Annotated in this window: 19 protein-coding genes; 6 read left to right on the forward strand and 13 right to left on the reverse strand. The window is 66.9% G+C overall.

All coding sequences use genetic code 11. The features are described from left to right. Window positions 1-2 precede the first annotated feature (2 nt). From ACWEVP_RS31740 to ACWEVP_RS31760, 5 genes are read right to left on the reverse strand one after another with little or no spacing between them, the layout of a single operon-like run. Window positions 3-872, reverse strand: a complete 870-nt coding sequence (locus ACWEVP_RS31740; RefSeq protein ID WP_452066226.1) for a hypothetical protein — start codon at window positions 870-872, stop codon at window positions 3-5. Then, entirely contained in the window at window positions 865-2907 is a 2043-nt protein-coding gene (locus ACWEVP_RS31745) for a phage portal protein (RefSeq protein ID WP_452066227.1), read from the reverse strand. Before ACWEVP_RS31745 ends, ACWEVP_RS31740 begins: the two co-directional genes overlap by 8 nt. Further along, window positions 2904-3146 (reverse strand): hypothetical protein, encoded by a 243-nt coding sequence (locus ACWEVP_RS31750; protein WP_452066228.1) that lies wholly within the window; start codon window positions 3144-3146, stop codon window positions 2904-2906. The genes ACWEVP_RS31745 and ACWEVP_RS31750 overlap by 4 nt, the downstream gene beginning before the upstream one ends. After that, complete coding sequence (locus ACWEVP_RS31755; RefSeq protein WP_452066229.1) at window positions 3136-4887, reverse strand: terminase large subunit; 1752 nt, start codon at window positions 4885-4887, stop codon at window positions 3136-3138. The genes ACWEVP_RS31750 and ACWEVP_RS31755 overlap by 11 nt, the downstream gene beginning before the upstream one ends. A gap of 34 nt (window positions 4888-4921) precedes the next feature. Continuing rightward, window positions 4922-5383: a phage terminase small subunit P27 family gene (locus tag ACWEVP_RS31760; protein WP_452066230.1), complete on the reverse strand. Its 462-nt coding sequence runs from the start codon at window positions 5381-5383 to the stop codon at window positions 4922-4924. Window positions 5384-5431: 48 nt separating this feature from the next. Here ACWEVP_RS31760 and ACWEVP_RS31765 point away from each other — a divergent pair, with 48 nt between their 5' ends. Beyond that, window positions 5432-5797: an ASCH domain-containing protein gene (locus ACWEVP_RS31765; RefSeq protein ID WP_452066341.1), complete on the forward strand. Its 366-nt coding sequence runs from the start codon at window positions 5432-5434 to the stop codon at window positions 5795-5797. A 410-nt stretch (window positions 5798-6207) separates the two neighbouring features. On the opposite strand, the gene ACWEVP_RS31770 is transcribed toward ACWEVP_RS31765, so the two are convergent. The 6 genes from ACWEVP_RS31770 to ACWEVP_RS31795 form a co-directional block, all read right to left on the reverse strand. Then, window positions 6208-6744 carry a ParB/RepB/Spo0J family partition protein gene (locus tag ACWEVP_RS31770; RefSeq protein ID WP_452066231.1) on the reverse strand — a complete coding sequence of 179 codons (537 nt, stop codon included), beginning with the start codon at window positions 6742-6744 and terminating at the stop codon, window positions 6208-6210. A 768-nt stretch (window positions 6745-7512) separates the two neighbouring features. Beyond that, on the reverse strand, window positions 7513-7728 hold the full coding sequence (locus tag ACWEVP_RS31775; protein ID WP_452066232.1) for a hypothetical protein: 216 nt from the start codon (window positions 7726-7728) through the stop codon (window positions 7513-7515). Then, window positions 7725-7967, reverse strand: a complete 243-nt coding sequence (locus tag ACWEVP_RS31780; RefSeq protein WP_452066233.1) for a hypothetical protein — start codon at window positions 7965-7967, stop codon at window positions 7725-7727. Before ACWEVP_RS31780 ends, ACWEVP_RS31775 begins: the two co-directional genes overlap by 4 nt. A 53-nt stretch (window positions 7968-8020) precedes the next feature. Beyond that, on the reverse strand, window positions 8021-8335 hold the full coding sequence (locus ACWEVP_RS31785) for a hypothetical protein (RefSeq protein WP_452066234.1): 315 nt from the start codon (window positions 8333-8335) through the stop codon (window positions 8021-8023). Further along, the gene (locus ACWEVP_RS31790; protein WP_452066235.1) at window positions 8332-8616 is read right to left on the reverse strand and encodes a DUF397 domain-containing protein; all 285 of its coding nucleotides are present in this window, start codon (window positions 8614-8616) and stop codon (window positions 8332-8334) included. Before ACWEVP_RS31790 ends, ACWEVP_RS31785 begins: the two co-directional genes overlap by 4 nt. Then, complete coding sequence (locus ACWEVP_RS31795; protein ID WP_452066236.1) at window positions 8588-8914, reverse strand: HNH endonuclease; 327 nt, start codon at window positions 8912-8914, stop codon at window positions 8588-8590. The genes ACWEVP_RS31790 and ACWEVP_RS31795 overlap by 29 nt, the downstream gene beginning before the upstream one ends. A 113-nt stretch (window positions 8915-9027) precedes the next feature. Here ACWEVP_RS31795 and ACWEVP_RS31800 point away from each other — a divergent pair, with 113 nt between their 5' ends. The 5 genes from ACWEVP_RS31800 to ACWEVP_RS31820 all read left to right on the forward strand — a co-directional run bounded on the left by ACWEVP_RS31800 (window position 9028) and on the right by ACWEVP_RS31820 (window position 11312). Next, window positions 9028-9957 carry a hypothetical protein gene (locus ACWEVP_RS31800; RefSeq protein ID WP_452066237.1) on the forward strand — a complete coding sequence of 310 codons (930 nt, stop codon included), beginning with the start codon at window positions 9028-9030 and terminating at the stop codon, window positions 9955-9957. A 2-nt stretch (window positions 9958-9959) separates the two neighbouring features. After that, window positions 9960-10253 carry a hypothetical protein gene (locus ACWEVP_RS31805; protein WP_452066238.1) on the forward strand — a complete coding sequence of 98 codons (294 nt, stop codon included), beginning with the start codon at window positions 9960-9962 and terminating at the stop codon, window positions 10251-10253. After that, entirely contained in the window at window positions 10250-10645 is a 396-nt protein-coding gene (locus ACWEVP_RS31810; protein ID WP_452066239.1) for a hypothetical protein, read from the forward strand. The genes ACWEVP_RS31805 and ACWEVP_RS31810 overlap by 4 nt, the downstream gene beginning before the upstream one ends. Then, window positions 10645-10803 (forward strand): hypothetical protein, encoded by a 159-nt coding sequence (locus tag ACWEVP_RS31815; protein ID WP_452066240.1) that lies wholly within the window; start codon window positions 10645-10647, stop codon window positions 10801-10803. The genes ACWEVP_RS31810 and ACWEVP_RS31815 overlap by 1 nt, the downstream gene beginning before the upstream one ends. A gap of 80 nt (window positions 10804-10883) precedes the next feature. Then, window positions 10884-11312, forward strand: coding sequence for a hypothetical protein (locus ACWEVP_RS31820; RefSeq protein WP_452066241.1), 429 nt, complete (start codon window positions 10884-10886; stop codon window positions 11310-11312). 138 nt (window positions 11313-11450) lie between these two features. Here ACWEVP_RS31820 and ACWEVP_RS31825 read toward each other — a convergent pair whose 3' ends face one another. Together ACWEVP_RS31825 and ACWEVP_RS31830 are read right to left on the reverse strand one after the other, a co-directional pair. After that, window positions 11451-11921 (reverse strand): hypothetical protein, encoded by a 471-nt coding sequence (locus tag ACWEVP_RS31825; protein ID WP_452066242.1) that lies wholly within the window; start codon window positions 11919-11921, stop codon window positions 11451-11453. 19 nt (window positions 11922-11940) lie between these two features. After that, window positions 11941-12303: a helix-turn-helix domain-containing protein gene (locus ACWEVP_RS31830; protein ID WP_452066243.1), complete on the reverse strand. Its 363-nt coding sequence runs from the start codon at window positions 12301-12303 to the stop codon at window positions 11941-11943. Window positions 12304-12312 lie beyond the last annotated feature (9 nt).

Here is a 12312-nt window from a genome sequence, read left to right on the forward strand (position 1 = left end):
GTCTAGTCCTCCGTGGTGGTGAGAGCGGAAATCACCCGGAGACGGCTCGCACGGACCGCCAGTGCGGCGGCGGCGAGGTCAGCGGCGGATTCGGTGGCGGAGTCGTCGGCGGCCTGTTCGGCGGCGGACTCGTCGGCGTCGTCTTCCGCGGCGGACGATTCCTCGTCCGGGTCCAAAAGCCCGAGCTCGGTGAGCGCCTGGCGCACCGGCTCGGGAAGCGTGTCGGGGTCGAGCTTGGCCAGCTCGGCGCGGAGCTCGTCGGACAGCTCGACGGCAGCCTTGCGGCGCAACGACTTGCCGTCATCGCTCTTGCCGCTGCCCGAACAGGACGCCCCGAGCGATTCGGCGTGGTCGTGAATGGCCTGAATCGCGCCCTTGTCCTTGGCGTTGTTGCGAGCGCCGATCTTGAGGGTGGCGGCCTTGCTGGACAGGACGAGCGCGGCCGGGTTTGCGGGGATGGCGACGAACGCCCCGTTCAGGAGCTCCCGCCGGACGACGGTGTTCCCCTTGCTGTCCTTATCGGACTTGCGGAGGAACGCGACGCTCGTCGTCCGAATGTGGCCCTCCTTCACCAGGGCGCGCGTGTCCTGGGCGAGCTGAGTCGACGCGTAGGTGCCGGAGACGCGAAGGTTCCCGTCCTTGTCGAGCGTCGGCTTGCCGCTGCCCACAGTGGACGCGACCGACATCCCGTGATCGATGTCGAACGTGATGTGATCCGGGAGCGGTTCCCACTCGTCCGGCTTCACCGTCTCGCCGTCACGGTCCTTGACCGGCGCGGAGAGGATGACGTCGAACGTCCCGTTCGGGCTGTCGGTGTCGTCGTCGCCCGGCTCGATCGACGCGACGGCGTCCTTGAGGATCAGATCAGGCATCGCCTGCCCCTTCACTGGAAAAACTGAGATGGCAGTTGCATCCGGCGCACTCGTCCGCCCCGCCTGCCGGGTCCCCGGGGTGGGACATGCCGTTGCTGAACCGCGCGGCCATCGGGACGGTTTCGCCGTCCATCGCTTCGTGAGTCACGCGCGGGTGCCGACCGGTGACCCACGTTTTCGTGCGTGCCCCGGAGCGGGCCGCGGCTTCGTGCTCGGCCATGCCGCCGACGACGGTCACGCGGGTTCCGGCGATCTGCTCGGCCCGCGACTCGACGGCCTTCGCGTAGTAGTCCCGGGCAGCGGCGGCCGCGTCCGGGGCGTCGGCCAGGGCGCGCGCAAGATCCCGCTCGGTGGTATCGGTGATCCCGCGGGCCGCTACGGTCGCACCGGCCGCGATCCACGCGGCCAGGGAAGCCGGGTCGTAGTCCTCGCCGCCGAGCTGGGCGACGACGGCGGTCCCCAGGGCGCGCGCGGTGGCTTCCCCGAGGAGCGTGAGCAGCCGGGAGAGCTCGCCCTCCCAGTAGTCCCCGGCGAGGCCGGTCCCGTCCTTCGCGGCTAGGACGCTCTGTACCGCGCTGGACTGACGTCCGAAGTACTCGCGTAGGGCCGTCCGGTGTTCGTCCACCAGGCGCGTCCTGAGCGTGTCGCGGTGACCCTTGAGCCGTCCGAGTCGGCCCGCCAGTGGCCGGAGGTCGAAACCCCGTGCGGCCGGGTCGTTCCCGGACCCCGCGGGAAGTGCCGGCCGTCCCGCGTCCGGGTTGGTCGGGAGCGGCCGGGGCTCGTCGTTCGGGTTGCTGCTGCTCGTCGGTGTCGTCCCGAGCGGGACGAGGGCAGCGTTGCCGTAGAGCTGATTCGCCTCCGGCCCCGCCGGGTTGAGGTTGAACAGGGGCCGGGCCTCGGCGGGCTTCATGACGCCCGAGCTGATCAGCTCCCGGACCGCGGTCGAGCGCGTCTCAAAGTCGCCCCTCAGAACCTCGTCGAGGTCGAACTTGGCGAGTGTCCGTCCACTCCGGTCGAAATCCGGGACGAGGTGATGCGCAACCGCCGACTCGAACATCCCCAGCCGCGGGGCCATCGTGTCCCGGTACATCGATCGCATCTGTTCGGTCACGTTGGAATACGTGGCCCGATCGAGGATGTGCACGACCGGCGGCGGAACGTCGTAAGCGGCACACACTTCCTCGCGGTTGAGCTTGCGCGATTCGATGTACTGCATCTCTTCGGCGTTGAGCTGCAGGACGGTCGGGGTGAGACCTTCCTCAAGGATCGCGGTCCCGCCCATGAGGTCGGCCCCTACGTGGTTCTTCTCCCACATCGCGCGCAACCGCTGCTGTGCCCCATCGGACAGCGTGCCCGGGTGCGTCAGCGCGACGGACGGACGAGCTCCCCGCCGCCAGAACGACGAGTTTGCGCGCCGGGCAGCGTCCTCGGAGTACAGAGTGTCCCGAAGACCCTCCAACGTGGACAGTCCGCGGACGAGGTTGTCCGGGTTGTACGACGTGAACGGGACGACGTCCGCGGCCGGAATCGGCGGGAGGAGGGAGACGTCCCGGACTCCGGCCGAGTAGTAGTAGACGAGCTCGCCGAGCTCGTCCCGCCGGACGATGACGTTCGCCGGGTGCATCGGCTGGAGCTCACGCACCCGACCCCGGTCGTCGCGGAGCTTGAGCCAGTACGCCTCTCCGTACACGTCGTACGTCGCCGACGTCCACAGCCACAGGCGGAAACTGTCGAGCTGATCGTTCGGACGCGCCAGCAGTGAGACGAGCGGGTCCGTGTCCGGGAGCTGTTCCGATCCATCGTCCCCGACCGCGTACACCCGGTACGGCAAGCGAGCCGTACCGAAAGCCAGCTTGCGGACGAGGACGCCGACCCAAAGCTGTCGACGGTAGATCTCGCCGTACGCGGCGTACGTGTTCAGGAGTGAGAGGCCGTCCTGAGCGTAGTAGTTGGCGTCAGCGAAGATCGGCGTCCGGTCGCCGATCGCCTGAGTGCGGACAGGGAGCGGCGTTCCGTTGGACAGGAACACTTTCACCCCCGTGGTGTCTGATATGGACGTTGCAGGTAGAGCACGTGCGCGCGCGGCAGGTACACCCAGCCGTCGAGCGGGGTTCGGTCGCCGCGGTCGGTGATCGCGCAGGCGTCGGCGAGAATCACCGTCGAGTCGTCGGCGTCGTAGAGAACGCCCTCGACGGTTTCCCCCGACGTGAGCGTGACCGCGAACCGGTCGCGCATCGCGAACCGAATCAGCCGGTCGCGGTTTTTACTGAGCATCTGCCGCAAGGATCATCAGGTCTTCGTCCTCGTACTTGCTGCGGGCCGGACCCGGCGACGCGATCACTCGGGCCAACGCGTTGATCGCGGCGGCCACGGCGTCGATCTTGTCGCCGGACTTCGCCTTGTCCGGCTTGACGTTTCCGTTCGGGTCCATCGCGATCGCGACGTTGTCGACGCACCAGCGCACCGCCGGGTTACCGCCGTGCCGGAACACGGGACGCTCCGGCGTGCCTTCCAAGATGAGCCGCTGAAGTTCCTTTGTGGGCGTGGAAAGCGACGCGAAGCCCTGTCGCATTTGGACCATCGGCGCGCCATCGGACACGAGGTCGTTGACGAGCTGAGTCGCGTTCCACGGGTCGTACGCGATCTCTTGAACGTCGAACGTGTCCAAATCGGACGAGATCTGCTCCCGTACAAACCCGTAGTCGGCCACGTTGCCCGGCGTGGTCGTCAGGAACCCGGCCCGTACCCACGCCCGAGCGGCACCCGCCGTGCGCTTGTCGAGCCGCGGAACGTTGTCCTCGGGCGTCCACAGCCGCCACACGGCGTCGTAGGTGCCGTCCTCGGCCGGGAAGATCCAGCACAGCGCCATGAGGTCCGAAGTGGACGCGAGGTCGAGTCCGCCGAACGCTCGTCGACCCTTGAGCTTGCGGACGTCCACGATGGACGCGTTGGTGTCCCACGCGGCCATGTCGTAGTACCGGGTCTCTTGCTTCGTCCGGATGCCGAGGTGCAGCCGAAGAAACTTCGCCAGGTCCGCCGGGCTGGACTTCGCCTCGTTGGCGGCCTGAGCGAGGTATTCCCTCGACGGGCTCACCCCGAACCCGGGGTTTGCCTTGCGCCATGTTGCTTCCGCGAACGGGTCATCGTCCTCGTCCGCGGCCCACACGACCCCGTACATGGTCGCGTCCACAAGGGACCGCCGGGCAAGCTGCTCGACGTACTCACGCTTACGCGCGTAGATCGTCGTCCGGCGGCCGTCGTCGGCGGTCGTGATGATCACGATGAGCGGCTGAGTCCGCGAACCGGTGCCGGTCTCGACGGCTTCGACGAGCTCAGCCGACTTGTGAACGTGGAGCTCGTCCACGATCGCACCGTGAATGTTCGCGCCGTGCAACAGATCGGCGACCTTGCTCACCACGGCGAAGTACGAACCGCTCGGGTGGTGCACGATCCGGGACGCCATCGGCTTGACGAACGGCTTGAGCGCGGGTGACCGCTCCGCGATCTGTTTAACCGGGTCGAAACAGTACCGGGCCTGATCGCGTCCACTCGCGACGGCGTAGACCTGCGCTCCGGCTTCGGAATCCGCAGCCATGAGGTAGGTAGCGACGCCGCCCGCCGTGGTCGTCTTCCCGTTCTTGCGGGGGATGTCGATATACACCCGGCGGATCACGCGGACCCACGCGCCGAAGTCGTTGCGCTTCACCCACCCGAAGACCGGCGCGATGATGTACGCGATCTGCCAGGGGTCCGGCTTAAGCGGGTGCCCGGCCCACTGGCCTTGCGTGTGCCGGAGCTTGCTGAACACCGTCAGGACGCGGTCGACGCGCTCAGGGTCGAACACAGCCCCCGGGAGCTCGTCCGGCTCCGGCGTCTTCATCTTCGGAGGACAGTCCGGCCACGGGATACCGCGCGACGTCAGGTAGTAGGCGACCTCACGGGAGAGCATGAGGCGGACACGCTCGTCCTCGCGGGACTCGTCCACATCGGGCGCGGACGTGTCCACCTTGGGCATGTCCACCTTGGGCCGAGCTGGCCGCCGGCCAGACCTACCCCGTGCCGCTGAACGGGTTGTCTTCCGCGCCACCCGGGGCGTCCTTATTCTCGATCCTCGTGCGCGCGGACGGGGTGAGCCCGAATTCCTGCGCGAACGCCCGCACCGTCGCCGCGGAGTCCCGCTGAATCTGTAGGGCAGGGTTGCGGACCAGCGTCCCGTGTAGGCCCTTCACGAGCACGCTCGACCGGGCCAGCAGAGCGGACGCCTTCCGGTGAGCAACGACGGCCTCGCAATAGCAGACGAGCGAGTCCCGGTCCGCAGCGAACAGGACGCCCATCGCGTCGAGCTCCCGGACCGTGTACGTCCAGATTTCCAGGACGTCGGCGGCCAGCTCGGGCGGCGGAGCGGGAGGAAGCCCCCGCGGGATCGGCTCACGCTGGTTGATCCGATCCTTGCGTGAGCCCTCAATCAGCTTGAGGGCCGTCGGCTTCGGCGCGCGCCCTGGGCGTCCCATACTTCGCACCTCCCTTGCGTTAGCGTCCTGCTCGTGTTCGTTCTGACCGTGCGCCAGCCCTGGGCAACCCTGATCGCGACTGGACAGAAACGCGTCGAAAACCGGTCATGGCGCACGCACTACCGCGGTCCCCTCGCGATCCAGGCCGCGGTGAAGCACGACCCCGCCGGGTGGCGGCACGGTGCCTCAAGTGGACTCGACCGGCGGACCGTCGTCCGCGGGGCCGTCGTCGCCCTGGTGCAGCTCGTCGACGTCGTCCGCGACTCGACCGACCCATTCGCCGTCCCCGGCCGCTGGCACTGGATCCTCAACGACGTGGTCGCACTCGACCGGCCCGTGCCCCTGCTCGGGACCCTCGGCCTGTTCCGCGCACCGGCAGCTGTCGCCGAGGAGATCACGAACGCGGCCAGCTAGCTCCGTCAGCTCGGCCCGGACCATCACCTGAGTCCGGAACGTCCGGCCCTGCTTGAGATCGCCGACCGCGATGTATCCCAGCCGCGTGAACCACTCAACGCGGTTCTCGATCACGCGCGCGAAGTTGGGTCGCAAGTAGGCAAGGAACGCCGCGCCGAGTCCGTGTCCTCTGTGGGCAGGGTGCACGTTGAGCACGAGCAAGGTCGAGTTCTTCGTGTTCACCAGGGCAACCGCGGAGTCGACACCGTCGACCACGGCGAACAGCAGGCCGCCGTCAAGAGCGTTGCGGCGTACCACATCCCGGCCGACGAAGACGGGGTGACGGCCGACGCCGAGGAGACGCTTCGCCCGCCGGTACTCGTCCCCGCGACCCACCCGGATGACGAAGCCGGTCGCGCAGTCGCACACGCTCAATCCTCGCGCCGGGCCGACGAATGCAGCTTCCCGCAGGTCGGACACGTGCAGTCCGGCAACGGAGCCGAGTCCGCCTTGCGGTTCCACTGCTCCGGCGGCTCCAATTCGGACAGACGCTGAGCAAGCTCATCGTCGAGCGTCGCGACCTCAGACAGCAACGCTTCCGAAAGGTGAACCGTCACAAGGGTTTCGTCGTCGAGCTCGGCGAGGAACGGAGCCAAGAGCTCAGCGGTCGGGTCACCGTGGACGGTGTTCATGTTCACCGCGATCCGGCCCGCGGCCTGGTCGTCGATGTCGGCAACCACGGCATCGATGTGCGTCATGCCCAGCTCACGCGCCGCCATCACCCGATGGTTGCCGGACACGACCTCGTAATCGTCCGTCCCATGTGGGCGGAGAAGAACCGGGGCCAGAAAACCGTCCCTGGCAATGCTTGCCTTCAACGCGTCCATCTGATGTGGACTGACGAACTGCGGGTTCCGGCGAAGGGCGACGCACCGGTCAACCGGGACGCGCTCCAAACGGTGAAGCATGGGCAACTCGATTCGGCTAATGCGTCACGCTATGTGCAGCACTACGGGCGCAGTGTCCGTCCGACCGGGTGGCATGATCGCCACCCCCCTAGGGGTGGTGCCCACTGTGGGCGGTGCCCTAAGTGGGCGGTGGTCAGTGCACAACCTGTTGCAGCCAAAGGGTTCCCGCGACGACGAGCACGAGCAGGGCGGCGAGGGCGACGATGATGCGGAGGTTGCTCACGGGGGTCCGATCGGTGGGAAGGTGGCGTGTCGGCCATCGGGGTCGTACTCGCCGATGGCGTGCAGTCCGCAGGCGGTGCAGTCGAGGACGGGGCGGTATCGCGCGGTGATCTTCATGCCTTGGCCTGACAGCGAGTACTCACCGATGCGGTTGGGGATGAGCTGGTGTGTCAGGGAAAGGGCGTGAGGCACGGAGCAGTTTGGGCAGGGGGAGCTGTCTACTGTGGGCATGTCCGTCGTGGATTGGTTGCCGTGTCCCGTGTGCGCTGAGCGTGGCGGGGTTGGTCTGTCGTACGGCGTGGAGGCTGGGCCTCAGCCGTGGCGGGTGCAGCTGTGTCCGGTGCTGACGTGTGTCCGGTGTGGGCTGCGGCTGGTGGGTGAGTACGTGGACGGGGGCCGCGTGTCGTTCCCTGAATTTGGGGGGCGCACGGCCGGGAGTTGAACCCGGTTGCCGTTGCCGCTCTCATGCGCCCGTGGGTACCCGCGGCAAGTTGGTGCCCGATGTGGGCGTTGGTGTCCTCGGGCTCGAGAACTGCCCACTGTGGGCTAGAGGACGGCCCGGACGAAACAGTCCTTGGCTTCGAGCAGCTTCCGCAGCCCGGCGGTCAGCTCGGGGCCGTCGTCGAGGTGTTCGAGCATCGTCTCGGCGAGGTCGCAACACGCCTGAGAGACGGTGCGCATGTCCTCGCGGGAGAGGTGGTCAGCGTCGAAGAACCGGGCAATTTGAGCGGTGGCGGGGTGTCGCCCCTCGGTGTCGATCACCGGTCCACCGTGAGGTACTGGGGCTGAATGGTGATGCTGAGGTTGCGGCTGTTGCCGTCGTGGTGGCCGTAGGCGCTGACCTGGACGCCGAGGCCGTCCCGCTCGGGGAAGTCGTCGAGCTCGGCGTAGATGAGCTCCCGGGCGCGGTCGGCCTGGCTGGTGTCGCCGTGGACTTCGGCGGCTTCGAGCTGCTGCCGGACGTGGTGGACGGGTCCGGATGCCGACATGGAAAAGCTCACGGGGGTTCCTTCCGCGTGTCGTTGCCCGGCACGCGGAAGGCGTCCCGGGCGGGTTAGGGGGTGAGGGTCCAGCCGGGGAAGTAGTACTTCCGGCCGTCCGTGCGTGCGTGCATGACCATTTGAGCCAGCCATTGGACCCAGCCGTCGGCCAGCTCCTGGACGAGGTTGGTGCAGAGGTGCCGGGTCGCGACTACGGCGAAGTAGGCGAGCTCGTTTGCGTCCTTGAGCGGGAGCGCGAGACACGGCCCGGCAGTGGAGTCCTCCGGGGTGTAGTCGAGCTGGATCGAGGCGTCCGGGTCGTACCCGAGTGCCTGGAGCCCGTCTACGACGGCGTACCGGTAGAACGGCTGGGTTTCGCGGCCGGTCATGCGGTCGGGGTGGTGTCGTTGCCGGGCTGGTCAAATTCCCCGTCCTTGGCCCCCGCGGTGAACGCGGCCCACTCGCTCGGGGTGAACACGAGGACGTGGGCGTCCGGGTTGCGTGCGGCGTCGCTGGCGTTCCGCACGAGGGTGTACGTCACGCCCTGGTGGACGTCGGTCCACTCGGCGACTTCGTACGGGTTGGGGGAAGTGCCGGCGGCGGGTTCGGCGAGGGTCCACGTGAGGGTGTTGAGGTCGAGCTCAGCCGGTAGTGCCTTGCGGTCGGTCATGCGCTGAGGCTATCCGGCGGGCTCGGGTCGACTCTTGCTGAGTCTTGGCCTGGTGGCAGTCGCGGCAGAGCGATTGCAGGTTGCTCGGGTCGTACCGCTCGCCCCCCTCTGAGAGCGGCTGTACGTGGTCGACCTCGGTCGCGAGGTGTCTGCACCCGGCCCGCTGACAGAGCGGCTGAGAGGCGAGCTGAGCGGCGCGGAGACGTCGCCACCGGCGGGTGCTTCCCGCGGACCAGCTCGGGGACGCGCGGCCCCAGCTCGGCGAGCACGTCGGACAGCGGTTACCGGCTGGTAGCAACCGGCCGCAGCGACACGCCCGAGGAGGAAGTTTCGGCAGGTCGTAACGCCCTTCCGGTACTAAACGACATCGTTAATGCAAGTACGTCATCCTGCCGAGGAGACAAGATCGATATGACAGTTGAGAGCACGAGCGAGGCGTACGACCTCGCTGTGATCGAGGACAGGGCGCGTGAGCGTGCGCACGTCGCGGAGACGGTGATCAAGTACCGCCAGACCGGTACCGACGTCCTGACGTCGGTGCTGGAGGGCCGGGAGGCGCTGACCGCGCCGGTCTGGGCTCGGGTGAACCTGGACTTGATCGCGTTCCTGCGGGCCGAGCTGGCCCGCCGTCGCACGGGCCGGGTCCAGGTGCCGCACAGGAGCGTTGACGCGCCGGACGTCTGGGTTGGGTTGACGGTCCGGATGCTCGACGGCCTTGAGTGCGTGATGTGCGGGGTCGACTTCGCGGTTGCTGAGGTCAGCTCCCGCCCGGTCGGCCGAGCGTCGGTCCGGGGTGGGGCTCAGGTGTTCGCGTGCGCGGGTGCCTGCGAGGGACGGGCGGAGCCGTTCCGGCCGCGGTCAACGACCTGTGAGGCAACGTCCTGCACCGCCTACCGACACGAACACCGTGACGAGACCTGGGGCTACATGGGGTGCCGCACGTGCGGTAAGCCTGCGCACTGGGATTCGGTCGTGGAGGACATCCAGCACGATGACGGTTCCTCGTGCGCGGACGTCACCCCGAAGCCCTGGCCGGACGTCGTGGTGCACACGTTCGGTTCGACCGGGACCGCATACGACATCGGTCAGTGCTGTGACGACATCCGCTCCGGTGACCTGATTTCCGTTCCGTCGGAACACGTCTTGGCCGTCATGGTGGACGCGTGGCCGATGGCGGTCACGAAGGAAGCGGGCGAGTTCCACTACGTCAATCAGGAGCCGGGTCAGCCCTATTTGGACGCGTTCGCGTTGCTCGACCGCGGGAAGTACGCGCCGAGTCTCGCGTACGCGCTGATGTTCCTTGCTCAGTCGGGTAACGCGTCGTTGGTCAAGGAGGTCTGATCGTGGGCAGCGTGAGCGGTCGCCGGGTGAAGCTCGGTCGTCCGGAGATCGGGAATCGAGCGACGCTCGCTTTCGGCGACCGTCTTGCGCTGCTGGATCGTTGGGCAGCGCGTCACCGCAAGTCGCGTGCGGCTGCTGTGCGACTTGCGGTTGACGCGCTGCTCGCCCGGGAGGCGCTTGCCGCCCGGTGGCTTAAGGAAGCACGCGGACTCGACCCGAAGTCCTGCCGCGCAATGGTTTTGAACGAGCTGGCGGCGGAGTTGCTTGCCAGCGTTGATATCGAGGGAACGAAATGAGCACTGACAACCCGATCCGCCTGTCCGAAGAGGACACGTGGAACATGTGGGTCGACTCGGTCGACGCGCGTCGCTTTTGGGCGGACGTCCGGACTGAGCACATCGACAACGCTGCCAACGGTGACGTTGCGTCGTGGTACGTCGATTTCGTGCTGACGGAGACGGATGAGCCGGTCTACCGGATCGACCACGAGCGCATCCTTTCCGCCCTGCGCACGATCGCGGAGAGCGGGGACGCGGTCGACCTGTTCGACGACGAGGTTGTTGAGACGGTGCGCGCGATCGTTTCCGCGCCGGACAACGGAAAGGCGACCGACGAGGTCTGCCAGCTCGACGTGTACGGGTTCAACGCGATCGTTCAGGTCGCGTCGGTCGGAAAGGTCAAGCTCTGATGAGCGAGCAAGACGGGAAGTGGTATTGCGTCGAGTACTGGCGCGAGGACGGAGTCAAGGACACCGAGTCGTTCGAGACGCGTTACGCGCGTGCCCGGTGGCTGGAGTCCGCTACCGAGGACATCATTCGCGTGTACGAAACTCGTTGGGACGTCTGATGGCTCGACGGTCGTCGTTGCGCGTCCCTGAGCGCTTCGTTCGATGGGTTGCCACGACGGACCCGTACTCGGTCACGTTGGTGCGGTCGAGCGCTTACGGGAAGATCCTCGCGGCTCCATCCAATGCGGACGGTTCGCGTGACGTCTCCGGCCTGACGTCGGGCGAGCTCGACGCGCTGACGGAGTCCGCCGAGTGGTTCGAGCAACGCGCACAGGCGGACTTGGACGCGGCGCGGGAGCTTGCGAGCCGAGTCGTGGCGCTGGCCGAGCCTGCGCCGAAGACGAGCAAGCGAGCCACCAACGACGTGATCCGGAACCTGCGGAAGTCCGAAGAGCACGATCCGACGTACGCGGACGTCGGGTTGTCGTTCGACTTGGCGGACGTCGCGTCGTTCCGGACTCAGGCGCGCCGCTGGCTGGTGGACAGGTCGAACCTCAAGACCGCCACGATCGACAGTGCTGATTGGACGGAGGTATACGAGACGTTCCGCGACCTTGCGTCCGGCTAGCGTCCTCTGGGTACGCGAAAGCCCCTCAACCCTTCCCCGGTTGAGGGGCTTTCGTGTGTTCACCGGCAGCCTGGGGGCGGGCCGAGAGAACCGAGGGGGTCACGTGGGGATACGACTCCCACGCTGACCGTTTGAGGGTTACATGCTGGTCAGGTGCCGGACAACCTTCCGCGAGGGCGAGTCGGCCGGCTGTGAACGATCCTGGCAAGGTTCGTCCACAATGGGCTCCTCGGCCTCTCCGTCGTAGTGACGGAACCGGGTCGGTCCCGGCTCGTCGCGGTTATCGTCCACAGTGGGCTTGAGCGCCTCGTCACCGCCGAGCCATCGGACGATGTCGGGGTCGGGCGGTGTCTTGGCCACGATGGGCTCGGCGGCTTCCTCGGCGTCGTCGCCGTACAGGTAGCAGGCGAGGACGTTCCTCGCGTGCCGGACGGCCTCCATGAGTTGGTGTGCGGTGTCGACGTCCTGGAGCACCAGGCGGACGGCGCATCCGTCGGCCGCGACGTCACCGATGACGACCTCAGCAACGCCCTCGATCGGGTAGAGCTCGGCTTCTACCGGACAGCCGGGCTGGATGTGGTGTCGGTCGTCGCTGACAATTCCGGTCATGTTGCTCTCTCCTGGTGTCTCACTGATCAATCGGTTTCAGGGCAAAAATGGGCTTGAGATTTCCTTCGGCGTCGAAAGGCGAATCGAGTGGGCCTATTACTGATTCTTCACATTCCTTATCGTCGTCGAGAGTGAAGAACGTAATCTTCATTCGGTAGCCCAGCAGCAGGGCGTATTGTTGCAAACTGTCAAATGCAGCTTGCCGACCGCAGGTTTCCAAGGTATGAAGTCTGCCGGGCGTTAGCCCTAGTTTCGTTGCCGCATCGCGGTAAGACCAGCCGCGGGCCATTCGGAGTTTGCGGATGGTTCGCTGCGCCTTTTCTAATTCACGCATCGCCTCGGCCGCAGTCTCGTTGTCGTATACGTCCTCATGGTGAGGCACGCTTGAAAC

The sequence above is a fragment of the Amycolatopsis sp. NPDC003865 genome (genome assembly GCF_053605345.1).

Coding starts and splice junctions, on each gene's coding strand:
- ACWEVP_RS31815 (WP_452066240.1), top strand. CDS start 10,645: ATGAGCGAGCAAGACGGGAAGTGGTATTGCGTCGAGTACTGGCGCGAG.
- ACWEVP_RS31810 (WP_452066239.1), top strand. CDS start 10,250: ATGAGCACTGACAACCCGATCCGCCTGTCCGAAGAGGACACGTGGAAC.
- ACWEVP_RS31800 (WP_452066237.1), top strand. CDS start 9,028: ATGACAGTTGAGAGCACGAGCGAGGCGTACGACCTCGCTGTGATCGAG.
- ACWEVP_RS31755 (WP_452066229.1), bottom strand. CDS start 4,887: ATGCCCAAGGTGGACACGTCCGCGCCCGATGTGGACGAGTCCCGCGAG.
- ACWEVP_RS31790 (WP_452066235.1), bottom strand. CDS start 8,616: ATGACCGACCGCAAGGCACTACCGGCTGAGCTCGACCTCAACACCCTC.
- ACWEVP_RS31740 (WP_452066226.1), bottom strand. CDS start 872: ATGCCTGATCTGATCCTCAAGGACGCCGTCGCGTCGATCGAGCCGGGC.
- ACWEVP_RS31825 (WP_452066242.1), bottom strand. CDS start 11,921: ATGACCGGAATTGTCAGCGACGACCGACACCACATCCAGCCCGGCTGT.
- ACWEVP_RS31785 (WP_452066234.1), bottom strand. CDS start 8,335: ATGACCGGCCGCGAAACCCAGCCGTTCTACCGGTACGCCGTCGTAGAC.
- ACWEVP_RS31750 (WP_452066228.1), bottom strand. CDS start 3,146: ATGCTCAGTAAAAACCGCGACCGGCTGATTCGGTTCGCGATGCGCGAC.
- ACWEVP_RS31770 (WP_452066231.1), bottom strand. CDS start 6,744: ATGCTTCACCGTTTGGAGCGCGTCCCGGTTGACCGGTGCGTCGCCCTT.
- ACWEVP_RS31760 (WP_452066230.1), bottom strand. CDS start 5,383: ATGGGACGCCCAGGGCGCGCGCCGAAGCCGACGGCCCTCAAGCTGATT.